Genomic DNA, 25,057 nt, shown 5'->3' with positions numbered 1-25,057 from the left:
GATCGGCTGCCACAAGGCATTCTTCGTGCTACCGGTCGATGCCAGAGAGCCAGATGAGAGAGCCGGATTCGGGGGAGAGGCGTGGATAGCGGAGTGACCAGGCCCGACGCGGACGGCCGGCAGGACTGGTTCCAGCGCGGCACCAACCAGAGCGGCATGCGCGACGCCAACGAGCGGCTCGTCCTGTCGCTGGTGCGCCGGCACGGCAGCCTCGCCAAGACCGATATCGCCCGCATGACCAGCCTCTCGGCGCAGACCGTCTCCGTCATCATGCGCGAGCTGGAGGCGGAACGGCTGCTGCTGCGCGGCGCGCCGGTGCGCGGCAAGGTCGGCCAGCCTTCGGTGCCGCTGTCGCTCGACCCGGACGGCGCGCTGTTCCTCGGGCTCAAGATCGGCCGGCGCAGCGCCAATCTCGTGCTGATCGATTTTCTGGGACACGTCCGCGCGACCGAGAGCCGCTCCTACCCCTACCCCACGCCTTCGGAGACGATCGATTTCGTGCGCACCGGCATCGCCCGCTTCCGCGCCGGGCTGACGCCCGAGCAGGACAAGCGCATCGCCGGGCTGGGCATCGCCATGCCCTTCGAACTGTGGAACTGGGCCGACACGGTGGGCGCGCCGCGCGCCGTCATGGACCAGTGGCGCGGCGCCGACATCCGCGCCGACATCGCGCTGCACTGCCCCTTCCCCGTCTATCTGCAGAACGACGCGACGGCGGCCTGCGGGGCGGAACTCGTCTTCGGCGACACCAATGACCTGCGCGACTTCCTCTATTTCTATGTCGGCTCCTTCATCGGCGGCGGCATCGTGCTGAACGGCGCGCTCTACACCGGGCGGACGGGCAATGCCGGCGCGCTCGGCTCGATGCCGGTGCCGGGGACCGACGGCCAGCCGATCCAGCTCATCGACATCGCCTCGATCGCCGTGCTCGAACGCGAGATCGCCCGCACCGGCCGCGACGCCACCTTCCTGTGGACCTCGCCCGACGACTGGGGCGACATCGAGCCGGCGCTCGGGCGCTGGATCGACAGTGCGGCGCGCGGCATCGCCTACGCCATCGTGGCCGCGTCCTCCGTCGTCGATTTCGAGGCCGTCTTCATCGAGGGCTGGATGCCGCGCGGCGTACGCGACCGGATGATCGCAGCGGTCGACGAGGCGCTGAAGGGCTTCGATTCGGAAGGCATCCGCATCCCGTCGCTGCGCGCGGGCAGCGTCGGCATCCATGCGCGGGCGATCGGCGGGGCGAGCCTGCCGCTGTTCGACCGCTTCCTCACCCAGACCGGGCTGACCAAGGACCACCCATGATCCTGTGCTGCGGCGAAGCGCTGATCGACATGCTGCCGCGGCAGACCGCCGAGGGCGAGCCCAGCTTCGCGCCGCATGCCGGCGGGGCGGTGTTCAACACCGCCATCGCGCTCGGCAGGCTGGGGGCGCCGGCCGGCTTCTTCTCCGGCCTCTCGACCGATTTCCTCGGCCGCCAGCTCGACCGGGCGCTGGCCGACGCCGGCGTCGACACGCGCCACTGCGTGCGCTCCGACCGCCCGACGACGCTCGCCTTCGTCCAGCTCACCGACGGCCATGCCTCCTACACCTTCTACGACGAGGGCACGGCCGGCCGGATGATCTCGACCGACGATCTCCCCGACCTCGGCGACGAGGTCTCCGCGCTTCTGTTCGGCGCGATCAGCCTGATCCCCGAGCCCTGCGGCAGCGCCTACGAGGCGCTGATGGCAGGCGAGCGCGGGCGGCGCGTCGTCATGTTCGACCCCAACATCCGCCCGGGCTTCATCCCCGACCGTGACCGCCACCTTGCCCGGATGCGCCGCATGCTGGCGATGTCCGACATCGTCAAGCTGTCTGAGGAGGACCTCGCCTGGTTCGGCGAGCCCGGTGACACCTGCGCCGTCGCGCGCGGCTGGCTCGAACGCGGGCCGAAGCTCGTCGTGGTCACGTGCGGCAGCGACGGCCTGGTGGCCTTCAACCGCGACCACATGGTCTCGGTGCCGGCGCGGCGCGTTTCGGTCGTCGACACGGTCGGCGCCGGCGACACCGTCAATGCCGGCATCCTCGCCGCGCTGCACGAGGCCGGACGGCTGACCCGGCCCGGCATCGCGCAGCTCGGCGAGGCGGAACTGATCGCGGTGCTCGAATTCGCAGCCGCGGCCGCTTCCGTCACGGTCGGCCGCGCCGGCGCCAATCCGCCCTGGCGCCACGAGCTTCCCTGAGGCCGCACGCCCTTCGACCGCCGGAGCACCACCGTCGCGCGCAAGGCGGTCCACGGGCGGTCGATGGCCGGTCGAGGGACGGTTGGCGCTTGGCGCTCGCCGGCTTCGCCTGTAGGAGATGCCCCTGGATGGGAGCGCAGGCAGGCGCGGAGAGACGATAGTGCGGATACTGGTCACCGGCGCGGCCGGGTTCATCGGCTACCACGTGGCGAAGGTCCTGCTCGAGGCCGGCCACGACGTCACCGGCTTCGACGACGTCAATCCCTATTACGATCCGCAGCTGAAGCGCGACCGGCTGGCGCAGCTCGCCCCCTTCCCCGGCTTCCGCATGGTCGAGGCCGGACTGGAGGATCGCGCCGCGGTGGAGGCGCTGTTTGCCGAAGGGCGTTTCGAGCGGGTCGTCCATCTCGCCGCCCAGGCCGGCGTGCGCCACTCGCTGACCAACCCGCACGCCTATGCCAGCTCCAATCTGGTGGGCTTCCTGCACATCCTCGAAGGCTGCCGCCACGCAGGCGTCGGGCATCTGGTCTACGCGTCGAGCAGTTCCGTCTACGGCGCCAACCGCAAGCTTCCCTTCTCCGAGCACGACAATGTCGATCACCCCGTCAGCCTCTACGCCGCCTCGAAGAAGGCCAACGAGCTGATGGCGCACAGCTATGCGCATCTCTACCGGCTGCCCACGACCGGGCTTCGCTTCTTCACCGTCTACGGTCCCTGGGGCAGGCCCGACATGGCCCCGATCCGGTTCGTGCGGGCCATCCTCGCCAACGAACCGATCGACGTCTACAACAACGGCAGACTGTCGCGCGACTTCACCTATATCGACGACATCGTCGACGGCGTGGTGCGGGCGCTGGATCGCGTTCCCGAAGCACCCGCCGGCGACGTCGCACCCGATCCGGCGACCTCGCCGACCGCGCCCTACCGCGTCTACAACATCGGCAACAGCGCGCCGGTGCCGCTGATGGACTTCATCGCCGCCATCGAGGCCGCGACCGGCCGGACGGCGAAGCTCAACATGCTGCCGATGCAGCCGGGCGACGTCGAGAACACCTTCGCCGACGTGACGGATCTGGCAGCCGCCACCGGCTTCGAGCCGACGGTGTCGGTCGAGGAAGGCATCCGCCGCTTCGTGGCCTGGTACCGGGGCTATTACGGCGCCTGAACGCGCTGCCGCTCCCCGACGCCCCCCTGGCAGGCGGCCGCGGAGCCCGGCGCGCGGCAGAGATTTCCCCCGACAGGATGATTTTACCGCCGATCGTCCTTCCCGTGGCATGGCTTGGCTTGCCGTGCGGCGCGAAATTCGAGACAGAGCGTGCAATCCCACGGTCCGCGAAGGCTGAACGACGGCATGTCCACACCGATGTCACACCTCAAACGGCTCGAGGCCGAGTCGATCCACATCATCCGGGAAGTCGCCGCGACCATGGCGAAGCCCGTGATGCTCTATTCGATCGGCAAGGATTCGGCCGTCATGCTGCACCTCGCCATGAAGGCCTTCCACCCGGGAACGCCCCCCTTCCCGCTCCTGCATGTCGACACCACCTGGAAGTTCCGCGAGATGATCGCGTTCCGCGACGAGACCGCGCGCGGCCTTGGCCTCGACCTCATCGTCCATATCAACGAGGACGGCGTGCGCGAGGGCATCGGCCCGTTCAGCCACGGCTCCAACGTCCATACCCACGTGATGAAGACGGTGGGCCTGCGCCAGGCGCTCGACCATTACGGCTTCGACGCGGCCTTCGGCGGCGCGCGGCGCGACGAGGAGAAGAGCCGCGCCAAGGAGCGCATCTTTTCCTTCCGCGACGGCCAGCACGGCTGGGACCCGAAGAACCAGCGGCCGGAGATGTGGAAGATCTACAACACGCGGGTCGCGCCGGGCGAATCGATCCGCGTCTTCCCGCTGTCGAACTGGACCGAGCTCGACATCTGGCAGTACATCCTCCTGGAGAACATCCCGATCGTCCCGCTCTATTTCGCCAAGACGCGCCCCGTCGTGGAGCGCGACGGCATGCTGATCATGGTCGACGACGACCGCATGAAGCTGCGGGACGGCGAGACGATCCAGCAGCGCAAGGTCCGCTTCCGCACGCTCGGCTGCTACCCGCTGACGGGCGCGATCGATTCCGATGCCGAAACCCTTGAGGACATCGTCGAGGAAATGCTCATCGCCCGCACCTCGGAGCGGCAGGGCCGACTGATCGACCGCGACGAGGCCGGCTCGATGGAAAAGAAGAAGCGCGAGGGCTATTTCTGATGCACGACACCGTCGCGAATACGCAGACCGCCCGCGACCTGCACGGCTACATCGCCGAGCAGGAGCGCAAGTCGTTGCTGCGCTTCCTCACCTGCGGCTCGGTCGACGACGGCAAGTCGACGCTGATCGGCCGGCTGCTCTACGACACCAAGCTGATCTTCGAGGACCAGCTGGCGGCGCTGGAGAAGGACTCCCGCAAGCACGGCACGACGGGCGACGACATCGACTTCGCGCTGCTGGTCGACGGGCTCGAAGCCGAGCGCGAGCAGGGCATCACCATCGACGTCGCCTACCGCTTCTTCGCCACGCCCAAGCGCAAGTTCATCGTCGCCGACACGCCCGGCCACGAGCAGTACACCCGCAACATGGCCACCGGCGCCTCGACGGCCGATCTCGCCATCGTGCTCGTCGACGCGCGGGCCGGCATCATCCGGCAGACGCGGCGGCACTCCTTCATCGCCTCCCTGCTCGGCATCCGCCACGTCGTGGTGGCGATCAACAAGATCGACCTCGTCGGCTACGACCGGGCCGTCTTCGACACCATCGCGGCGGAATACCGGGCCTTCGCGCGCGACCTCGGCTTCGAGACGATCACGCCGATCCCGATGTCGGCGCGCTATGGCGACAACGTCACCACGGCGTCCGCCAACACCGGCTGGTACGAGGGTCCGACGCTGCTCGAACACCTCGAATCGATACCGGTCGACCGCATCGACACCGACAAGCCGTTCCGCCTGCCCGTGCAGTTCGTGAACCGGCCCAACCTCGACTTCCGCGGCTTTTCCGGCACCATCGCCTCGGGCACCGTCTCGGCGGGCGACGCCGTGGTGGTGGCGAAGTCGGGCAAGGCGTCGACGGTGGCGCGCATCGTCACGGCCGACGGCGATCTCCAGACGGCGGAGGCCGGTCAGGCCGTGACGCTGGTGCTCGCCGACGAGGTCGAGGTGTCGCGCGGCAACATGCTGGTGTCGCCCTCGGCGCGGCCGGAAGTGGCCGACCAGTTCACCGCCGACATCATCTGGTTCGACGAGCAGCCGATGCTGCCCGGCCGCACCTATCTCCTGCGCACCGAGACCGACCAGGCACCGGCCTCGATCACCGAACTGAAGCACCGCATCGACGTCAACAGCTTCGCGCACGAGGCGGCCAAGTCGCTCGACCTGAACGAGATCGGCTCGTGCAACATCTCGGTGCAGCAGCCGATCGCCTTCGACAACTACGTCGACAACCGCGCCACCGGGGCCTTCATCCTGATCGACCGGATGACCAACCGCACCGTCGGCGCGGGCCTCATCCGTCACCCGCTGCGGCGCGCCTCCAACATCCACTGGCAGGCGCTCGACGTCGACAAGGCGGTGCGGGCGCAGATGAAGCACCAGAAGCCGGTGGTGCTGTGGTTCACCGGCCTGTCGGGCTCGGGCAAGTCGACCATCGCCAACCTGCTGGAGAAGCGGCTCCACAATGACGGCCGCCACACCTACATTCTCGACGGCGACAATGTCCGCCACGGGCTGAACCGCGATCTCGGCTTCACCGAGGAGGACCGCGTCGAGAACATCCGCCGGGTCGCCGAGACGGCGAAGCTGATGGTCGATGCCGGGCTGATCGTCATCGTCTCCTTCATCTCGCCCTTCCAGGCCGAGCGGCGGATGGCGCGCGAACTCCTGGCCGAGGGCGAGTTCGTCGAGGTCTTCGTCGACACGCCCTTCGAGGAATGCGCAAGGCGCGATCCGAAGGGGCTCTATGCCAAGGCGCTGCGCGGAGAGATCAAGAACTTCACCGGCGTCGATTCGCCCTACCAGCCGCCGGAAAATCCGGAGATCCATCTCGACACCGTCGGCCGCGCGCCGGAAGACCTCGTCGAGGCGGTCGCGACCTGGCTGCGCCAGAAAGGCATCGCATGACCACGGCCCACCTCCCCTCCGACGAAACGATCCTCGCCCTCTTCGAGGACCTCGCGCTCGCGGCCGGCCGCGCCATCATGGCCGTCTACGCGACCGATTTCGACACACGGACCAAGGCCGACGCCTCGCCCGTCACCGAGGCGGACCGGGCGGCCGAGGCGATCATCCTCGAGGGCCTGCGGGCGGCCCTGCCGGGCGTCGTCTGCGTGGCCGAGGAAGAGGTCGCCGACGGCAAGGTGCCGGCAGCCCTCGGCTCGGCCTTCATCCTGGTCGATCCGCTCGACGGCACCAAGGAATTCGTCGGCCGCAAGGGCGACTTCACCGTCAACATCGCGCTGGTGCGCGACGGCGTTCCGTCGGTCGGCGCGGTCTATGCGCCGGCGCGGAACGTTCTCTATACCGGCCGGCCGGGCGAGGCCACGATCGCCGAGGTCACGCCTGAGGGCGTGGTCGTCGGGCGCAGGCCGATGGCGGCGCGCAGGGCGGCCAGCCCGCCGCGGATCGTCGCCAGCCGCTCGCACCGGACGCCCGAGACCGACGCCTTCATCGACGGGCATCCCGGCGCCGAGACGGTCTCGGTCGGCTCGTCCCTGAAGTTCTGCCTGCTCGCCAATGGCGAAGCCGATCTCTACCCGCGCTTCGGCCGGACGATGGAGTGGGACACGGCGGCGGGCGATGCCGTGCTGCGCGCGGCCGGCGGCTCGACGAGCCTCGTCGACGGCGGCGCCTTCGTCTACGGCAAGCGCGACCAGGCCGACGACGTCGACTTCGCCAATCCCTGGTTCATCGCCCGCGGCGCCTGACCGCTTCGGGTCCCTGTCCCGGCCATGAAAAAAGGCGGCAAGGCCAAGGCCCGCCGCCTTTCGTCATTCGACGGAGCGGATCGCGCGTCAGCCGCGCGCCTTGCCGGGGATCAGCGACCAGACGGCCGGCACGATCGCCGAGGCGAGCGCGACCTTGACGAGGTCGGGCACGATGAAGGGCACGACGCCGAAGGTCCAGGCCTTCTCCGCACCGATCAGCACGGCGAGCCAGCCGAAGCCGCAGGCCATCATCGCGGCTTCCGCGACCAGCATGGCGCCGAAGAGCTTGAAGGCGGAGCGGTCGAAGCCGCGGTCGGCGGCCCAGCCGGCGATGGCGGCCATGGCGACGAAGCCGATCAGGTAGCCGCCGGTCGAGCCCATCATGTAGGCGAGGCCGATGCCCTTTTCGGGGGTCGACTGGAAGACCGGGAAGCCCATCGCGCCCTCGACGAGGTAGAGCGCGAGCGTCGCGACCGCGAGCCGCATGCCGAAAGTGGTGGCGATCAGGAGGATCGCCAGCGTCTGCAACGACAGGTCGACGGGGCCGAGCACGACCTTGGTCTTGGCCGACAGCGTGAGCAGCAGCGTGCCGCCGACGACGAGCGCGGCCTGCATGGCGAGGCGCGAGACGCCCTTCTCGGGCATTGCCAGCATTGCGAGGGGAGTGGTTGCACTCGCTGCAGTCATGGGGGAGGCTCCGTTCGGTTCAGGCGGCCGCCAGTGGCCGTTGCGTTTCCCTATAGAAACTTCCGTGTTATGCGGCAACTCCACCGGCCCTTCTTCCACCACAGGCGGCGATCTTCATGGCCATCGAGTTCGATACCCGGTTCGAGCCTGCCCACGGGCAGGCCGTCGACGTCGCGCCGGGCGTGCGCCGGGTGACCGCACAGAACCCCGGCCCCTTCACCTTCCACGGCACCAACAGCTATGTCGTCGGCACCGACACGCTGGCCGTCATCGATCCGGGTCCGGAGGACGAGGCGCATCTTCGGGCGCTGCTTGCGGCGATCGGCGGGCGGACGGTCAGCCACATCTTCGTCAGCCACACCCACCGCGACCACTCGCCGCTCGCAAGGCGGCTGGCGCAGGCGACCGGCGCGCGGGTGCTGGCGGAGGGTCCGCACCGCCCGGCGCGGCCGCTGCGGATCGGCGAGACCAATCCGCTCGACGCCAGCGCCGACACCGACTTCGCACCCGACGATGCGCTGGCCGAAGGCGAGCTCGTCGAGGGCGACGGCTGGGCGATCCGCACCGTGCTGACGCCCGGCCACGCGGCCAATCACGCCGCCTTCGCGCTGGAGGGGACCGGCATCCTGTTTTCGGCCGACCACGTCATGGCCTGGTCGACCTCGATCGTCGCGCCGCCCGACGGGGCGATGTCGGACTACATGGCCTCGCTGGACAGGCTTGCCGCGCGCGACGACGGGCTCTATCTGCCCGGCCACGGCGGACCGGTGGGGAAGCCCGCCGCCTTCGTTCGCGGACTGCGCACGCACCGGCGGATGCGCGAGGCGGCGATCGTCGAGCGGCTGAAGGCCGGGGACCGGACGATCCCGGACGTCGTGCGGGCGATCTATGCCAGCACCGATCCGCGGCTGCACGGGGCGGCGGGGCTTTCGGTGCTCGCCCACCTCGAGGATCTCGTGGCGCGCGGCGTCGTGGCGGCCGACGGCGAGGTGTCGATCGACGCGACCTACCGCCCCGCCTGAACCGCGCCTCAGAGCGTGAGAATCAATCGAGGATGCGAGAGAATGCCCACGGAAACCCTTGGGATTCTTGGCTTAAGCTGCACGGAAACGGGCATTCTTTCACATCCTCTCAGCGCTTGCGGACGAATTCGGTGCGCAGGACGAGGCCCTTGATGGTGTCGTGGCGGCAGTCGATCTCGTCGGGATTGCCGGTGAGGCGGATCGAGCGGATCACGGTGCCCTGCTTCAGCGTCTGGTTGGCGCCCTTCACCTTCAAGTCCTTGATCAGGGTCACCGAATCGCCGTCGGCGAGCACGTTGCCGGCCGAATCGCGGACGACGTCGAGCGCCGCCGCGGCTGCGGCGATTTCGGAAGCCGGGCGCCATTCGCCGGTGGCTTCGTCGTAGATGTAGTCGTCGTCGCCAGCCATGCCGGTTTCCTTATCGGGAGGTTGAGATGTCGCGGCCCGCGGGTCCGGCCTAGTCCTCGGTGCCCGGCTCCATCCGCGCGTCGAGATCGGCGAGGAAGCTTCGGATGCGGCCGGCGTTGTCGCCGAGGTCATGCCGGGCGAAATGCGAGGCCGAGCGCAGGTCGACGAAGGTCGATTCGCCCTCGTCGGTCAGGCGTATCACGAGGTCGGCCGGAAAGCGCAGCCATTGCGAGAAGGCGCGCACCTCGATGCTCACCTCCGCGCCCGCCACGCCGGCTTCGGTTCCGTCTTCGGGAGCCGCTTCACCCGGATCCGCGTCGCCCGGGACGATTTCGCCGTCGCCCGGCATCTCCGGGGCCTGCGCTTCCAAGGTGGTGGGCCTCGGTTCGGGAACCGGCGGCAGCGCTTCCTTTGCGTCCTCCTCGACGGCCGGCTCAGGCGGCTCGGCGACGACGCCGTGCGTTGCCGCGATCGTCCAGCCGCGGTCGGCGATCAGCAGCATCACCTGCGCCATCACCTGGTCGGGCGAGACGGGGTAGCGGCGGCCGCCGAGGTCGGGATAGCCCTCGCGGATCAGCCGCGCGGCGGCCGCGTCGATGGTGCCGACCCGGTTGGCGAGCGGCGGGCGCTGGCCGGCCAGCGTGCGGAACAGCGGCGGATCGGCGAGGTCGGTGGCGACGTCGCTGAGCTGGGGATGCGCCGTCACCCGCCAGGCACCGAGCGCATAGGGGGCGAGCAGGATGCAGCAGACGATGGCGGCGGCGAGCGCGCGCCGGCCGCCGCGGTCGCCGCGCTCCCAGAGATCGGCGAAGCCGGCGAAGGCGAAGGCGAGGCCGGTCGCCGCCACGAGGCAGCCGATCAGCAGGACGCCGAGGAACGGCACGGTTTCCAGGAGGCCGTAGCGGTGCGACAGGCCGGCCATCAGAAGCAGGACCGTGTCGAACCAGGCGAAGCGCGCCGCCCAGCGCGCGGCGCGCGAGTCGCGCCGCTCGATGACCGCCTTGACCCTCTTCATGACCGCGCCGCCAGCGGCGAGGCGACGAATGCCGCGCCGCCGGCCATCGACCGGTGAAGGCGGTCGTGGCTCATCTCATCAGGCCGTCGGCAGCCGGTAGCCGCGGAACTGGTCGCGCAGCGTCGTCTTCTGGATCTTGCCGGTGGCGGTGTGCGGGATCTCGGCGACGAAGACGACGTCGTCGGGCATCCACCACTTGGCGATCTTGCCTTCCATGAAGCCGAGGATGGCTTCCCGGGTCGGCTCCTTGCCGGGCTTGCGGACGATCACCAGCAGCGGCCGCTCGTCCCACTTGGGATGCGCCACGCCGATGACGGCGGCCTCGGCGACGTCGGGATGGCCGACGGCGAGGTTTTCCAGGTCGATGGTCGAGATCCACTCGCCGCCCGACTTGATGACGTCCTTGGCGCGGTCGGTGATCTGCATGTAGCCGTTCGGATTGATGTGGGCGACGTCGCCCGTGTCGAACCAGCCTTCGGCGTCGAACTGCTCGGCGCCCGCGCCGCCATAATAGGACGAGGCGACCGCCGGGCCGCGCACCTTGAGCCGGCCGAAGGTCTTGCCGTCCCACGGCCGCTCATTGTTCTCGTCGTCCGTCACCTTCATCTCGACGCCGAAGGGCGCGTAGCCCTGGGTCTGCTTGATGTCGAACAGCGCGTCGCCCTCGAGATCGGCATATTCGGGCTTGATGGTGGCGAGCGTGCCGAGCGGGCTCATCTCGGTCATGCCCCAGGCGTGGATGACCTGGACGCCGTAGTTCTTCTCGAACTTCTCGGTGATGGCGCGCGGGCAGGCCGATCCGCCGATGACGACCTTGTTCAGATGCGGCAGCGACAGGCCGTTCTGCTCCAGATGCTGCAGCAGCATCAGCCAGACGGTGGGCACCGCGGCCGAGAAGGTGACCTTCTCGGTGTCGAGCAGCTCGTAGATCGAGGCGCCGTCCATCTTGCCGCCGGGCATGACCAGCTTGGCGCCGATCATCGGGGCGGACTGGGCAAGCCCCCAGGCATTGGCGTGGAACATCGGCACGACCGGCAGGATGACGTCGCGCGAGGAGATGCCCATGGCGTCGGGCATGCAGGCGATCATGGCGTGCAGCACGTTGGAGCGGTGCGAATAGACGACGCCCTTGGGATCGCCGGTGGTGCCCGACGTGTAGCACATGCCGCAGGCTTCGTTCTCGTCCATCGCGAGCCAGGCGAAGTCGCCGTCGGCCTCGGCGATCCAGTCCTCGTAGGCGACGACGTTCGGCAGCTTGCTTTCGGGCATGTGCGCGGCGTCGGTGAGCACGATCACCTTTTCCAGGCTCTTCACCAGCGGCGCGATCTTCTCGACCAGCGGCATGAAGGTGAGGTCGACGAAGAGCGCGCGATCCTCGGCGTGGTTCATGATCCAGGCGATCTGCTCGGGGAAGAGCCGGGGGTTCAGCGTGTGGTAGACGCCGCCCATGCCCATGATGCCGTACCAGGCCTCGAGGTGGCGCGCGGAATTCCAGGCCAGCGTGCCGATGCGCTCGCCGCGCTTGAAGCCGTCGCGGGCCAGCCGCTGCGCAACCTTCAGCGCGCGCGTCCGCGCCTCGCCATACGTCGTGCGCACGATCGGACCTTCCACCGAGCGGGAGACGATCTCCCGCGCCCCGTGCTGCCTGGCGGCGCTGTCGATGATCTTGTGGTTGAGCAGCGGCCACTGCTGCATGAGACCGAGCATGAATGTGCCTCCCGTCGTTTTTTGATGCCTACCTATAGCCTGTCCGGCTCCCGGCTTGTCCAGTAGCGCGAACCGCTTTGGGCCGCAAATTGCCAAGCGATCCGGACCTGCCATACTAAGGCCATGCTCGCCGTCGAAGTTTGATTCGTCGGGGCGGCGATACACACGACGGAGAACCCCGCAATGGATTCGCGCCCGCACGACGATTTTCTCCTGCCCGAGCTTTCCGTTCTCGACGATGCCTCCCCCGCATCGCGGACGGTGCACGCCGCCGAGGAGGCCTCGTCTCCCGCGCCTGCCGAAGCCGCCGGAACCGACGACCTGCACCACGCCATCGACGATCTGGAACTCGAACTGGCCGACCTGGCGATGGACCTCGACGCGCCTGCGGCCGCTGCGCCGGGCTTCGGCACGGCCGAAACGCAAAATGAGCCGGCCGGCGCGCTTGCCGACGCGGATGCGGACGCTTCCGACCGGGCCGGCGCCGAGCCTGAATTCATTGCGCAGCCGGAAAAGACCGCGGCAGCCGCCGATGCGACCGCGGCCGCGGAGGCCGATGTGCTGCGCGAGGCCGTCGAGCTGGAACTGGCGCTCGACGAGATGGCCGCCGACATGCTGGCCACGGAGGCGCCGGCCGAGGATGACCGCGCGCCCGGCGAAACGGTCGTCGCGGTGCAGGCCGAAACGGTGGTCATTGCACAGGTCGCCGCGATTGCGCAGCCGGCCGGCGACGAGACCGCGGCAGGTGACGCGATGCCCGATCCGGATGCGGATGCGCCGACAGCGGTCGAGCCGTCCGAAGTCGGGGCGTTCGAGATCGGGGCGTCCGCGGTCGAGTTCGCCGGGCTGTCGCCGATCGCGCAGACCGGGGACCAGTTCGTCGCCATGACGGCGGAGCCGGTGGCGGCGGAGGATGCGGCCACGGTCGAGGCGTTCGCCAGCACGCCGGAGGACGCGGCAGCCGAGGCCTCCGCCTCCGCCGGGCCGGAGGCGCAGCCGATCGCGGAGGCTTCCCCGGCCGAGACACCGGTCGCTGCGTCGCCCGCTCAGGCGCCGGCCGACCAGGGGCAGGTTCTCGAGGGCACGGAGACCGGCGGGACGGTGGAAGCCGCCGAGGATGCCCATGCGCAGCGCGACGAAGGCATCGTCGTTGCAGAGGCGATCATGGTTCCGCAGCAGGACACCGGCGGCGACGCGCCGGCCGCGGCCGCGAACTTCGAGGAGGCGCTGGGCGCGCAGGACATCCTGGCCAGGGGATTCGAGGCGGCGGTGCGCAGCGCGGTGGAGCAGTCGGCCGGGCGCTTCCTGTTCCAGATGCCCGTGCATACCGTGCACGACTGCCAGCGGGTGGCGGCGGTGAACCTTGCCGGCGACGAGGCGCCGACGACGGTGCTGGTGCTGCTGCGCGCCGACGGCCGTTCCTTCCGGATGGAGGACGCGCGGGGCAGCGACAATCCCTTCGCCGGCATGGCGGTGTCCTATGGCGGCCTGCTCGCCCATCTGAAGAGCCTGCCCTCGCGCGCAGCCGCCTGACGGGCGCTTCACGTCCGCCTGCCCGGCGGGCGCGCCGCCTGCCTTGTTCCGCCGGCGCCATTCGACTGGGCCAGCGGGCGGGGCGGGTTTCCTCGCGCCGGCGGAACCGCTAGCCTCGCGGCGATCTGTCCTGCGCGCCGCCACGGAGGCGCGCCCGTCCTGCGGAGCTTCGTCCTCATGAACACCCACCCGCCGCTGTCGAACATCCAAGCCCGCGACGTCGAGGCGCTGCTGCATCCCTACACGCCGATCCACAGGCTGCGCGAGAACGGGCCGCTGATGATCGAGCGCGGCAAGGGCGTGTTCGTCTACGACACGCGCGGCAAGGAATACATCGAGGGCATGTCCGGCCTGTGGTGCGCGGGGCTGGGCTTCGGCGAGGAGGAACTGGTGGAGGCCGCGACCGAGCAGATGCGCGCCCTGCCCTACTACCACCTGTTCGGCGCCAAGGGCATGGAGCCGGCGGTGGAACTGGCCGAGAAGCTGAAGGAGATCGCGCCGGTGCCGATTTCCAAGGTGTTCTTCACCTCGTCGGGCTCGGAGGCCAACGACACCCAGGTGAAGCTCGCCTGGTACATGAACAATGCCATGGGCCGGCCGCAGAAGAAGAAGATCATCAGCCGGGTGAAGGCCTATCACGGCGTCACCATCATGTCGGCCTCGCTGACCGGGCTGCCCTACAACCACAAGGGATGGGACCTGCCGGTGGACCGGGTGCTGCACACGGATTGTCCCCACTACTATCGCTTCGGCGCCGAGGGCGAGAGCGAGGCGGAGTTCACCGCCCGCATCGTGAAGTCGCTGCGCGACCTGATCGAGCGCGAGGGGCCGGAGACGATCGCGGCGATGATTGCCGAGCCGGTGATGGGTGCCGGCGGCGTGATCGTGCCGCCGGCCGGCTATTATCCGGCGGTGAAGGCGGTGCTGGACGAGCACGACATCATCATGATCGACGACGAGGTGATCAACGGCTTCTGCCGCACCGGCGAATGGTGGGGCTGCCAGTCGCTGGGCATGACGCCGACCACCATCTCGGCGGCCAAGCAGATGACCGCGGCCTATGCGCCGCTGGGAGCCGTGATGGTGCCGGAGGACATCTACCAGGCCTATGTCGACCATTCGCGCCAGATCGGCACCTTCGGCCACGGCTTCACCTATGGCGGCCATCCGCTCGGCTGCGCGCTGGGGGTGAAGGCGATCGAGATCTACCAGAAGCGCGACATTCTCGGCCACGTGCGGTCGCTTTCGCCGGTCTTTGCCGCGCGGCTCGACGCGCTGAAGGAGCATCCGCTGGTGGGCGAGGTGCGCTATTGCGGGCTGGTGGGCGGCGTCGAGCTGGTGGCCGACAAGACGACGAAGCGGCCCTTCGATGGCACGAAGGGCGTCGGCGCGCAGGTGGCGAAGATCCTCGAGGGGCACGGGCTGATCCTGCGCGCCATCGGCGACACGATCGCGCTCTGCCCGCCGATGATCATCACCGAGGGCGAGCTCACCGAACTGTTCGACCGGCTGGACAAGGGCCTGGCCGACGCCGAGGCGCTGGTGTCGCGAGAGGGCCTGCGGGCACAGTGAGGGCTTGCCATCGCGGCCGGACGGCTTAGGTTCGGGGGCATGACCCTTCCCGACCCGCTCACGCCCGCCCCGAACCCCGCCCCCGGCTTCCGCGACCGGCCCGGCCACACGATCACCATCGCCCCGCATGCGGGCAAGGTGGTGGTGCGGGCCGGCGACCAGGTGATCGCCTCGACCGAGGCGGCGCTGGAACTCGTCGAGGCGCGCTACAAGCCGGTGCTCTACATCCCGTTTTCCGACATCGACTTCACGTCGCTGTCGCGCAGCGCAACCATGACCCACTGCCCTTTCAAGGGCGACGCGACCTACTGGCTGATCGGCCTGCCGGGCGATGCCAGCCCGGACGTGATGTGGGCCTACGAGACGCCCTTCGACGAGATGGAAGCGATCCGCGGTCATGGCGCCTTCTATGCCGACAGGGTGACCATCGAGACCGCGTGAGCCTCGCGCGGGCGCGGGTCTGCGGCCGCTGCCGGAGGAAATCCGGGCGGGATGACGCAGCAGCCCTGCTGATCGGGGTCGATCAGGAGGTGTCGGGCGGCGCAAGCGCGTGCCGGGCAAACCAGTCCAGGTCGCGCAGGATCTGCTGACACGCGTCGGCCGCGGCGCGCGCCCGGGCGCGCAGGCCGGGCGGTCGGCCGAACCGAAGCGGCGAGAGGCGGCGCAAGCGCAGCAGCACCTTCCCCCCGGCCAGCGCCTTCGCCCGTTCCCGCGCCAGGGCGCGCGCGCGGCGCACCTGCCAGCGCACGAACCGCCGCGCCTGCCCCGGCAGGTCGTCGAGAGCGGCGCCCAGCGCCGCCAGACGCCGCAACAGCCGCGTCGCGTCCACCGCATCGCCCGGCGACGGCTTCGGCGGCAGCCGATGCGGGGCTTGGCCGTCGAGGCTCAGGATGCGGGGCGCGGCGTGCGGCGGCACGGTGCGCCGACGCGGCGAAAACGACCGGGGCGGGTCGCTGAGCGGCAGCAAAAGCGTGGCGCAGACGCGGCGCGGGGCGGCTGCGGCCGCAACGACGCCCGGCGGGACCACGGCCGCGATGCCGAGCCGGTGGAGGACCGGGACCGGAGATTTCGGCGCGGGCCGGCGCGGCGGGACCGCCTGTCCTTCCGCCGCCGTCGCGGTTTCGCTCGTGAGGGCGTGGAGGTCCCGTCCAAGGGCGCGGGCGGCGACGATGATCAGCCGGCGGGCGGCCGATTCGGCCGGCCGCAGCAGCCGCAGCGCGGCCCGGTGGAGGCGGCGCGGCAGCGTCGGCGCGGGGAAATGCGGGGACAGTCTACGCATTTCCGCCGGCGCAGGTTGCGGACCGGCGGCGGCCTGCGAGAGGAAATGCGTAAACTGTCCCCGGATTTCAGGCCCGGCCAGGGCGACGATGGCAGCCAGGACGCGCTTCAGCGCCTCCCGGTTCCGCTCGATCGCCAGATGCCAGTCCATGCCCGTCCCTCCGTTCCGGACGGGCCGGTGCCCGTCGCATCGGTGTGAAGTCTACGGACGGTCGGCGGGGGCGTGGACAGAGGGACGGAGAAAAATTTCCGGCTCGCCCGTTTTCCGGTCCGGCGCGGGCGCGGGCGACATGAATGTCTTGAAGACGGCGCCGGTTGCGGCCATCTGTTGGACATCCCCGATTCATCCCACCGCAGCCCGAGTGTTCTCCCATGACGACAGACATCAAGGAAACCGAAACCCGATCCTTCGAGGCGGACGTCGCCCGGCTGCTGCACATGATGGTGCACTCGGTCTATTCCGACCGCGACGTGTTCCTGCGCGAGCTGATCTCCAACGCAGCCGACGCCTGCGAGAAGCTGCGCTACGAGGCGACCCAGACGCCGGGCCTGCTCGGCGACGACGGCAGGCCGGCGATCACCATCACCGCGCATCCGGAGGCGAAGCGGCTCGAGGTCGAGGACAACGGCATCGGCATGAGCCGCGACGAGCTGGTGGAGGCGCTGGGCACCATCGCCCGCTCCGGCACCCGCGCCTTCATGGAGCGCGTCGAGGCCGCGAAATCCGGCGAGAGGGCGGAGCTCATCGGCCAGTTCGGCGTCGGCTTCTACTCGGCCTTCATGGTGGCCGACCGGGTGGACGTGCTGACGCGCCGGGCCGGAAGCGAGGAGGCCTGGCGCTGGTCTTCCGACGGCAAGGGCTCCTACGAGATCGCGCCCGCCGACCTCGCCGATGCGCCGAAGCGCGGCACGCGGGTGATGCTGCACCTGATGGACGATGCGGACGACTATACCACGCCGCATCGGCTGGAGCGGCTGATCAAGGACCAGTCCGGCCACGTGCCGGTGCCGATCGCGCTTCGCGACACGCCCGGCGAGGCGCCCCGGGACGTCGCCGACGGCACGGCGCTGTGGAGCCGGCCGAAGAACGCGATCACGCCGGAGGAGTATGCCGATTTCTACCGCGGCCTCTCGGGCCAGTATGACGAGCCGGCCGCGACCGTGCATTTCCGCGCAGAAGGCCGCCACGAATACAGCGCGCTCGCCTTCGTTCCCGGATCGCGCCCATTCGATCTCTTCGACCAGGACCGCAAGGGCCGGATGAAGCTCTACGTGCGCCGCGTCTTCATCACCGACGAGGCCGACCTGCTGCCGCGCTACCTGCGCTTCGTGCGCGGCCTCGTCGATTCGGCCGACCTGCCGCTCAACCTGTCGCGCGAGATGATCCAGGACAGCCCGCTGATGGCCGCCATCCGCAAGGGCGTGACGAGCCGCATCCTCGGCGACCTGGCGAAGCTCGCGGACAGCGACGCGGAGGCCTATGCGAAAGTCTGGGAGAATTTCGGCGTCGTGCTCAAGGAAGGGCTCTACGAGGATTTCGAGCGGCGGGAGCAGCTGCTGAAGCTCGCCCGCTTCCGCTCGACCGCCTCGGGCGAAGGCTGGCGCAGCCTCGCCGACTGCGTGGCGGCGATGAAGGAAGGCCAGACGGCGATCTACTACATGACCGGCGACGACCGCGCCCGGCTCGAAGCCTCGCCGCAGCTCGAAGGATTCCGCGCCCGCGGGGTGGAGGTGCTGCTGCTTACCGACCCGGTGGACAGCTTCTGGGTGACGATGGTCGACGATTTCGACGGCAGGCCGCTGAAGTCCGTCACCCAGGGCGGAGCGGACCTGTCGGGCATCGCGCTGCCGGCGGACGCCGAGCGGCCGGACGCGGAGACGACGCCCGAGATGGCGGGTTTCATCGCCTTCGTGAAGGAGACGCTCGGCGAGGCGGTCTCCGATGTGCGCGCCTCCGACCGGCTGACGGAAAGCGCGGTGTGCCTGGTGGCGCCGGAAGGCGGGCCGGACCGCCAGATCGAACGGCTGCTCGGCGCAGCCGGCCGGCTCGACGGCGCCGCCCGGCCCGTGCTCGAGATCAACACGGGCAACGCGCGCATCCGCGGGCTCGCGCGGCTGGGCGACGGCGACCCCGAGCTGCGCGCGGACGTCGCGCATCTGCTCTTCGACGAGGCGCGCGTGCTCGACGGCGACAAGCCGCTCGACGCGAAGGCCTTCTCGCAGCGGCTGTCGCGGCTGGTGGAGCGGAGTATCGGGGGCGCGTAGGGGGCGGCGGCGGCGGCGGGGCTTGCCGTTTCGGGCGAAGCGGCAGGCGGAAACGCCGCAAGGCCCCCCCTCCGTCCCGGGCTTCGCCCGGGCCACCTCTCCCCCCTGCGGGGGTAGAGGATAGGCGCGGCGGCGGACACGTCCGTTCTTCAGACCCCTGCGGGGGTGCAACGGGGTGGCGGTCATTCTTGGGCCTCTTGCGGGCGGGCGGCGCAAGGCCCCCCCCTCCGTCCCGGGCTGCGCCCGGGCCACCTCTCCCCCCTGCGGGGTAGAGGATAGGCGCGGCGGCGGGTTCGCTGGTTCTGGGGGCGGAGGTGTAGGGGGAGATGGCGCAAGACCCCCTCACCGTCCCGGGCTGCGCCCGGGCCACCTCTCCCCCCGTTGGGGGTAGAGGATAGGCGCGGCGGCGGCGGGGTCGTTCTCCCTCGTGCCCCGTATGTGGGGCGCGAGGCCGGAACTGCGGTTCCTCTCCCCCGGGCAGGGGGAGAGGTGGATCGGGCGGAGCCCGAGACGGTGAGGGGGTGCTTGGCCGTGCCCTCGAGGTCCGCGACAGCATGGCAGTAGAGGATGGGCGGGTCGGTGGTGGCGCTCGTTTGTCCGCCGCTCAAATGGGGCTGAAGCGCCGCAAGGCCCCCCTCACCGTCCCGGGCTACGCCCGGGCCACCAGGGGCGAGCCACGGGTCTCGCCCGTCCTTCGGACCCCCCCGTTGGGGGGCGAGGAAAGGGGCGCGGCGGCGGCGGGTTGGTTCTGCGGGCGGAGGTGTAGGGGGAGATGGCGCAAGGCCCCCCTCTCCGTCCCGGGCTTCGCCCGGGCCACCTCTCCCCCCGTTGGGGGGAGAGGACGGGGGTCGAGGCGGGGGCCGGTTTCCGACTGCCGACTGCCTACTCCCTATTCCCTATTCCCTATTCCCTATTCCCTACTCCCTACTCCCTATTCGCTATTCGCCATTCCCCATTCGCCCTTCGCCATTCCCTACTCCCCACTCCTCCCCACCGCCGCCTGCGCGGCGGCGAGCCTTGCGATCGGGACACGGAACGGCGAGCAGGAGACGTAGTCGAGGCCGACGTCTTCGCAGAAGCGGATCGAGGCGGGGTCGCCGCCGTGTTCGCCGCAGATGCCGAGCTTGATGCCGGGGCGGGTGGCGCGGCCCTTTTCGGCGGCCATGCGGACGAGTTCGCCGACGCCGTCGACGTCGAGGGTGACGAAGGGGTCGGCGTCGATGATGCCCTTCTGGCGGTAGGTCTCGAGGAAGGGCGCGGCATCGTCGCGGGAGATGCCGAAGGTGGTCTGGGTCAGGTCGTTGGTGCCGAAGGAGAAGAATTCGGCGGCTTGCGCGATCACATGGGCGCGGATGGCCGCGCGGGGGAGCTCGATCATGGTGCCGACGAGATAGGGGATGGTGATGCCGGCCTCGGCCATCACCGCCTTTGCCACGGCGTCGATGCGCGCCTTGACGAATTCGAGCTCCTTCACGATGCCGACCAGCGGCACCATGATCTCGGGCTCGACCGGGCTGCCGGTCCTGCGGCCCGCCTCGACGGCGGCCTCGAAGATGGCGCGGGCCTGCATCTCGGCGATCTCGGGATAGGAGACGGCGAGACGGCAGCCGCGATGGCCGAGCATCGGGTTGAACTCGTGCAGCGCCTCGGTGCGCTGGGCGAGCTTCTCGGGCGTGACGCCGAGGGCTGCCGCCACCTCGGCGATCTCGGCCTCGGTCTTGGGCAGGAACTCGTGCAGCGGCGGGTCGAGCAGGCGGATGGTGACGGGCAGGCCGGCCATGATCTCGAACAGCTCGACGAAATCGGAGCGCTGCATGGGCAGGAGCCGGTCGAGCGCGGCGCGGCGGCCGCTCTCGGTGTCGGCCAGGATCATCTCGCGCATGGCGATGATGCGGCCGCCCTCGAAGAACATGTGCTCGGTGCGGCAGAGCCCGATGCCCTCCGCACCGAAGGAGCGCGCGGTGCGGGCATCCGAAGGCGTCTCGGCATTGGCGCGGACCGTCATGCGGCGGATGCCGTCTGCCCATTGCATGATGGCGGCGAAATCGCCCGACAGCTCGGGCTGCAGCATCGGCACGCGGCCGGACAGCACCTGGCCGGAGCCGCCGTCGATGGTGACGACCTCGCCCTTGCGGAAGGTTCGGCCCATGGCGAGCATGGTCTGGTTGCGGTAGTCGACGCGCAGCGCGCCGGCACCCGAGACGCAGGGCTTGCCCATGCCGCGCGCCACCACGGCAGCGTGGCTGGTCATGCCGCCGCGTGTCGTCAGGATGCCCTCGGCGGCATGCATGCCGTGGATGTCCTCGGGGCTGGTCTCGACGCGCACCAGGATGACCTTGCGGCCGGCGGCGCGCGCCTCCTCGGCATCGTCTGAGGAGAAGACGATCTCGCCCGTGGCCGCCCCAGGCGAGGCGGGCAGGCCGATGGCGATGACGTCGCGCGACGCCTTCGGGTCGATGGTGGGGTGGAGAAGCTGGTCGAGCGAGGACGGGTCGATGCGCGCCACCGCCTGCTCGCGCGTGATCAGGCCCTCGGCCGCCATCTCGACGGCGATGCGCAGCGCGGCCCTCGCGGTGCGCTTGCCCGAGCGGGTCTGCAGCATCCACAGCTTGCCGCGCTCGATGGTGAATTCAAGATCCTGCATGTCGCGGTAGTGGCGCTCCAGCGTGTCGGCGATGGCCACGAAGTCGCGGAAGGCGGCGGGCATCAGCTTTTCCAGCGACGGCTTGTCGGAGCCGGCGGCGATGCGGGCGGCCTCGGTGATGTTCTGCGGCGTGCGGATGCCGGCCACCACGTCTTCCCCCTGCGCGTTGACCAGGAACTCGCCGTAGAGCTTGTTCTCGCCGGTGGAGGGGTTGCGGGTGAAGGCGACGCCGGTGGCCGAGGTGTCGCCCATGTTGCCGAACACCATGGCCTGGACGTTGACGGCCGTGCCCCAGCTTTCGGGAATGTCGTGCAGGCGGCGGTAGGTGATGGCGCGCGGGTTCATCCAGGACTGGAACACGGCGCCGATGGCGCCCCAGAGCTGCTCGCGCGGGTCCTGCGGGAAGGGCCGCTCCAGCTCCTCGAAGACGCGGGCCTTGTAGAGCTCGACGATGCGCACCCAGTCGTCGGCCCTGATCTCGGTGTCGAGGTCGAGGCCGAGGCTGGCCTTCTGGTCTTCCAGGATTTCCTCGAAGACCTCGTGGTCGAGGCCGAGCACGACGTCGCAATACATCTGGATGAAGCGGCGGTAGCTGTCATAGGCGAAGCGGCGGTCGCCGGCGTCGCGCGCCAGCGCCTCGACGGTCTCGTCGTTGAGGCCGAGATTGAGCACGGTGTCCATCATGCCGGGCATGGAAGCGCGGCCGCCGGAGCGGACGGAGACGAGGAGCAGGCTCGCCGGATCGCCGAAGCGCTTGCCGGTGAGCCGGCCGATTTCGTCGAGTGCCGCATCGACCTGGTCGTCGAGGTCGGCCGGATAGCTGCGGCCGTTGCCGTAATACCAGGTGCAGAGCTCGGTGGTGATGGTGAAGCCGGGCGGCACGGGCAGGCCAAGGCCGCTCATCTCGGCCAGATTGGCGCCCTTGCCGCCGAGCAGGTTGCGGTCGCCCGCCCCGCCTTCCGCCTTGCCGCCGCCGAATCCGTAGACCCACTTCGCCATGGCCATTCCTCCGTTGCAGTGCACAAGACGCGTGTTAGAGGCTCGACCGGCGCATTTCCATCGCAAAAACACAGGCGCGGCCGTTTTGCAGCGGCGGGCCGCGCGGGCCGGGGTGAAAGCCGCCGCAGGCCGGTCGGGTTCCGACCGTCACGGGGATATTGCGCCGAGCCGAGCGGAGCAATATAACGCGCCGCATCGCGGCACGGTCTTGGGGCGTAGCCAAGCGGTAAGGCAGCGGTTTTTGGTACCGCCATCCCCTGGTTCGAATCCAGGCGCCCCAGCCAAGCGCTCTTTGCTCAATAAAAACAACAGCTTAGGCGACCTTAGATAATCGCATGTGTTACAGTCATGCGGACGATACACATGGCATTCCATCCGAATCGCCCAGCCTCGGGGGCAAAATGAATCTTCGATGGCCGATCAATCTGCTTGAAGACGGCACTGTGATCACTCAGGACGGCGAGTATCTAGGAACGTGGGGCACCGACGAATCCGACGCGATTTATGAGTTCACCCCCGACGGCGCGGCCCAACCTCTGGTAAGTGCCGTGTTTGTGAAGTTTCTATGCGAGGGCATCAAAGATTGGCATGATCGGCGGCAGAGCGACACGTAGGCGCGCTTTACTCCCCCCCGCCTTCGGTCGGATTTCGTAAGCGGCGATACCCGCCAGATCGAGGCAGATGCGGATCGCTTCCTTGCCGAGCATGCTTTCGCGATCGATCATGGCAACGTGCTCTACCGCCATCTTTGCCAGAAGCTCAGGCGCCGACATTGAGCACCTGGAGCGACAGTCCGAACGGGATCGAGCGGACTAATCAGGCAGGCTAAATGGCCCGGCTGTCGTCGAACCTGTTCAAAAATCGGAAGCGAGAGATCCCAGTTGATCGCGCCCGGCTCGCCGGATTCATGGATGACGAGATCGGCGCAGTCGTGGGACACGGCAAGTCGTCAATGACAGGCCTCTACGGAAATGAACAAGAAGGAACACTAAATAGAAAGGAAGAGATTTCGTCTTCTTTGAAAGAATAATCAGCAGCACGATATCACACTGTAGGTCCTATTGTGTTTAATTTGTGAGAGTGTGAACAATTCCTATTTTCTGTTGCTATAACGAATGCATAGAATTCGCAACAGAAGGTTTAAGACATTGTCCAACGGAAAGCCCTACGCCGAGACGCGCGTCGCGAAGTTCATCGACCGCCGCATCCTCGAGCTCAGCCCCAAGAAATCCCAGCACGAGATCGCCATCGAGGCCGGCTTCAAGACGCCGAACGTGCTCTCGATGCTGAAGACCGGAACCGCCAAGGTCCCGCTCGACCGGGTGCCCGCGCTGGCCAAGGCCCTCGAGTGCGACGCAAGGTTCCTGTTCCGCCTTGCGCTGGAACAGCTCGGTGGCAGCATGACGCCGAGTGCCATCGACGAGATCTTCGGCACCATCGTCACCGAGAACGAGGTCGGCTGGCTGAAGGCGATCCGCGAGTTCTCGGAGGGCGCCGACCCGAGGCTGACCCACCGGGCGCTCGCCGCCCTGCGCGCGATCTTCGGGAAGTGACTATGCCTGATCTGACCATCGCTTCGCGCGCCGATCTGGTCGAGCGCATGAACAGGCCGATCACCGAGAACGAGCGCTACTGGATCGAAGTCATCCGGCTGGCCTCCCACGATGGCGACCCGGCCCCGACCTTGGCCCGGACGCAAGCACTGCGGCAGGTGTTCAGGATGTAGGGCGGAATTCGACAGGGCGGCGCGCCGGCAGGCACGTCCCCTCCCCGCGCCTCCTCATTCTCATTGGAACCCGGCATGACCGACCTCATCCCGCAGCGCCTGGCGCTGCTGATCGACATCGACAACGGCAGCGCGGCTGCCATCGACGGCGTCCTGGCCGAACTTGAGCGCTACGGGCGTTGCGACATTCGCCTTGGCTTCGGCGACTACGAGCACACCAGTGCCGCTTGGCGCGAGGCGTGCATCCGCTGTGCAATTGAGTTGCGCCACTACCCGGTGCTGGCCATGGGATCCAAGAACGCTGCCGACATCGCCCTCGTCATCGCCGCCATGGATCTGCTCCACGGCGGCGGCGTCGACGGCTTCGCCATCGTCTCTAGCGATACCGACTTCGTCCGGCTCAGCACACGCATCAGAGAGGCAGGCCTGCCGGTCTATGGCTTCGGCCCCTGGGGAACGTCCGAGCGGTTCCGGAAGGCCTGCGCGCGCTTCCTTTTCACCGAGAACCTGATGCCGGACACGCCCGCTCATCCTGCCATCATCGGTCGCAGGCCGCTGCAAGAGCCGCGCGATGCCCGCAACGAAATCCGGGACGCGATTGCGCGGCTGCATCCCGGTGCAGGTGGCTGGGTCGGTGTCGAGGATCTCGATCGTGAGCTGGTCAGGCACGCGCCCGATTTCGATCCCCGCACCTATGGCAAGCGCACGCTGCTCGAACTTCTGAAGGCCCAGAGGCGGCTCACCGTGAGCCAGTATCCGGTCGGGCATTGGAGGGTGCGATTGATGTCTGGCGCCTCCAAGGTAGGCGGGATCTGATCTCTACTCACATTGCGGCACCGTCCCGCCTTCAAATTGGCCAGTTCAATCACTCGCGGCATCGGCCGCCATGATGCAACACCTACCACAGCGTCGATAGTCTCGAGATCGGAGAGACAGGCGGTGCCTTGTATATCCCCGCCCGAGCGCAGTTGGGTGCGAACGAAATCGTCTGATCACGGCCTGCTTCGGCGT

At 68.9% G+C, this 25,057-nt stretch carries 21 protein-coding genes and 1 tRNA gene; 15 read left to right on the top strand and 7 right to left on the bottom strand.

The genetic code is table 11. The features are described from left to right. The first annotated feature begins 156 nt into the window (after nt 1-156). The 6 genes from N1F91_RS19555 to cysQ all read left to right on the top strand — a co-directional run bounded on the left by N1F91_RS19555 (nt 157) and on the right by cysQ (nt 7,189). Nucleotides 157-1,305, top strand: a complete 1,149-nt coding sequence (locus tag N1F91_RS19555; protein WP_289994795.1) for an ROK family transcriptional regulator — start codon at nt 157-159, stop codon at nt 1,303-1,305. After that, the gene (locus N1F91_RS19550) at nt 1,302-2,225 is read left to right on the top strand and encodes a carbohydrate kinase (RefSeq protein WP_289994771.1); all 924 of its coding nucleotides are present in this window, start codon (nt 1,302-1,304) and stop codon (nt 2,223-2,225) included. Before N1F91_RS19555 ends, N1F91_RS19550 begins: the two co-directional genes overlap by 4 nt. 160 nt (nt 2,226-2,385) lie before the next feature. Beyond that, complete coding sequence (locus tag N1F91_RS19545) at nt 2,386-3,390, top strand: NAD-dependent epimerase (RefSeq protein WP_289994770.1); 1,005 nt, start codon at nt 2,386-2,388, stop codon at nt 3,388-3,390. A 186-nt stretch (nt 3,391-3,576) separates the two neighbouring features. After that, nucleotides 3,577-4,482: a sulfate adenylyltransferase subunit CysD gene (gene cysD / locus N1F91_RS19540; RefSeq protein WP_289994768.1), complete on the top strand. Its 906-nt coding sequence runs from the start codon at nt 3,577-3,579 to the stop codon at nt 4,480-4,482. Continuing rightward, nucleotides 4,482-6,386, top strand: coding sequence for a sulfate adenylyltransferase subunit CysN (gene cysN, locus N1F91_RS19535; RefSeq protein ID WP_289994767.1), 1,905 nt, complete (start codon nt 4,482-4,484; stop codon nt 6,384-6,386). Before cysD ends, cysN begins: the two co-directional genes overlap by 1 nt. Then, nucleotides 6,383-7,189, top strand: coding sequence for a 3'(2'),5'-bisphosphate nucleotidase CysQ (gene cysQ / locus N1F91_RS19530; RefSeq protein WP_289994766.1), 807 nt, complete (start codon nt 6,383-6,385; stop codon nt 7,187-7,189). Before cysN ends, cysQ begins: the two co-directional genes overlap by 4 nt. An 87-nt stretch (nt 7,190-7,276) precedes the next feature. Here the strand turns inward: cysQ and N1F91_RS19525 are convergent, their stop codons facing one another. Next, nucleotides 7,277-7,876 (bottom strand): biotin transporter BioY, encoded by a 600-nt coding sequence (locus N1F91_RS19525; protein WP_289994765.1) that lies wholly within the window; start codon nt 7,874-7,876, stop codon nt 7,277-7,279. 116 nt (nt 7,877-7,992) lie between these two features. Between N1F91_RS19525 and N1F91_RS19520 the strand changes: the two genes are divergently transcribed. Continuing rightward, entirely contained in the window at nt 7,993-8,898 is a 906-nt protein-coding gene (locus tag N1F91_RS19520; protein ID WP_289994763.1) for an MBL fold metallo-hydrolase, read from the top strand. Nucleotides 8,899-9,007: 109 nt separating this feature from the next. Here N1F91_RS19520 and N1F91_RS19515 read toward each other — a convergent pair whose 3' ends face one another. From N1F91_RS19515 to N1F91_RS19505, 3 genes are all read right to left on the bottom strand, one after another. Continuing rightward, nucleotides 9,008-9,307, bottom strand: a complete 300-nt coding sequence (locus tag N1F91_RS19515; protein WP_289994761.1) for an alkylphosphonate utilization protein — start codon at nt 9,305-9,307, stop codon at nt 9,008-9,010. Between the two features lie 49 nt (nt 9,308-9,356). Further along, nucleotides 9,357-10,322, bottom strand: a complete 966-nt coding sequence (locus N1F91_RS19510) for a DUF1499 domain-containing protein (RefSeq protein ID WP_289994760.1) — start codon at nt 10,320-10,322, stop codon at nt 9,357-9,359. Between the two features lie 78 nt (nt 10,323-10,400). Further along, entirely contained in the window at nt 10,401-12,029 is a 1,629-nt protein-coding gene (locus N1F91_RS19505) for a 3-(methylthio)propionyl-CoA ligase (protein ID WP_289994759.1), read from the bottom strand. 183 nt (nt 12,030-12,212) lie between these two features. Between N1F91_RS19505 and N1F91_RS19500 the strand changes: the two genes are divergently transcribed. From N1F91_RS19500 to N1F91_RS19490, 3 genes are all read left to right on the top strand, one after another. Then, on the top strand, nt 12,213-13,562 hold the full coding sequence (locus tag N1F91_RS19500; protein ID WP_289994756.1) for a hypothetical protein: 1,350 nt from the start codon (nt 12,213-12,215) through the stop codon (nt 13,560-13,562). A gap of 177 nt (nt 13,563-13,739) precedes the next feature. After that, nucleotides 13,740-15,134, top strand: coding sequence for an aminotransferase (locus N1F91_RS19495; protein ID WP_289994754.1), 1,395 nt, complete (start codon nt 13,740-13,742; stop codon nt 15,132-15,134). 39 nt (nt 15,135-15,173) lie between these two features. Further along, a complete protein-coding gene (locus tag N1F91_RS19490; RefSeq protein ID WP_289994753.1) occupies nt 15,174-15,575 on the top strand; it encodes a DUF427 domain-containing protein in 402 nt (133 codons plus the stop codon). Nucleotides 15,576-15,657: 82 nt separating this feature from the next. Here N1F91_RS19490 and N1F91_RS19485 read toward each other — a convergent pair whose 3' ends face one another. Further along, nucleotides 15,658-16,563: a hypothetical protein gene (locus N1F91_RS19485; protein ID WP_289994750.1), complete on the bottom strand. Its 906-nt coding sequence runs from the start codon at nt 16,561-16,563 to the stop codon at nt 15,658-15,660. A 221-nt stretch (nt 16,564-16,784) separates the two neighbouring features. On the opposite strand from N1F91_RS19485, the gene htpG reads away from it, so the two are divergent. After that, on the top strand, nt 16,785-18,677 hold the full coding sequence (gene htpG, locus N1F91_RS19480) for a molecular chaperone HtpG (RefSeq protein WP_289994749.1): 1,893 nt from the start codon (nt 16,785-16,787) through the stop codon (nt 18,675-18,677). A gap of 973 nt (nt 18,678-19,650) precedes the next feature. On the opposite strand, the gene ppdK is transcribed toward htpG, so the two are convergent. Further along, nucleotides 19,651-22,320: a pyruvate, phosphate dikinase gene (gene ppdK / locus N1F91_RS19475; protein ID WP_289994748.1), complete on the bottom strand. Its 2,670-nt coding sequence runs from the start codon at nt 22,318-22,320 to the stop codon at nt 19,651-19,653. Between the two features lie 209 nt (nt 22,321-22,529). Between ppdK and N1F91_RS19470 the strand changes: the two genes are divergently transcribed. After that, nucleotides 22,530-22,604, top strand: a tRNA-Gln gene (locus N1F91_RS19470). 279 nt (nt 22,605-22,883) lie between these two features. On the opposite strand, the gene N1F91_RS19465 is transcribed toward N1F91_RS19470, so the two are convergent. Then, a complete protein-coding gene (locus N1F91_RS19465) occupies nt 22,884-23,045 on the bottom strand; it encodes a hypothetical protein (protein ID WP_289994747.1) in 162 nt (53 codons plus the stop codon). A 423-nt stretch (nt 23,046-23,468) separates the two neighbouring features. Between N1F91_RS19465 and N1F91_RS19460 the strand changes: the two genes are divergently transcribed. The 3 genes from N1F91_RS19460 to N1F91_RS19450 all read left to right on the top strand — a co-directional run bounded on the left by N1F91_RS19460 (nt 23,469) and on the right by N1F91_RS19450 (nt 24,862). Next, nucleotides 23,469-23,873, top strand: a complete 405-nt coding sequence (locus N1F91_RS19460; protein WP_289994745.1) for an XRE family transcriptional regulator — start codon at nt 23,469-23,471, stop codon at nt 23,871-23,873. Between the two features lie 2 nt (nt 23,874-23,875). Continuing rightward, on the top strand, nt 23,876-24,046 hold the full coding sequence (locus N1F91_RS19455; protein WP_289994744.1) for a hypothetical protein: 171 nt from the start codon (nt 23,876-23,878) through the stop codon (nt 24,044-24,046). A gap of 75 nt (nt 24,047-24,121) precedes the next feature. Continuing rightward, on the top strand, nt 24,122-24,862 hold the full coding sequence (locus N1F91_RS19450) for an NYN domain-containing protein (RefSeq protein ID WP_289994743.1): 741 nt from the start codon (nt 24,122-24,124) through the stop codon (nt 24,860-24,862). The last annotated feature ends 195 nt before the right edge of the window (nt 24,863-25,057 follow it).

The organism is Aquibium sp. ELW1220 (assembly GCF_030398385.1).
Lineage (GTDB): Bacteria > Pseudomonadota > Alphaproteobacteria > Rhizobiales > Rhizobiaceae > Aquibium.
This window is presented reverse-complemented; position numbering and strand designations above follow the sequence as displayed.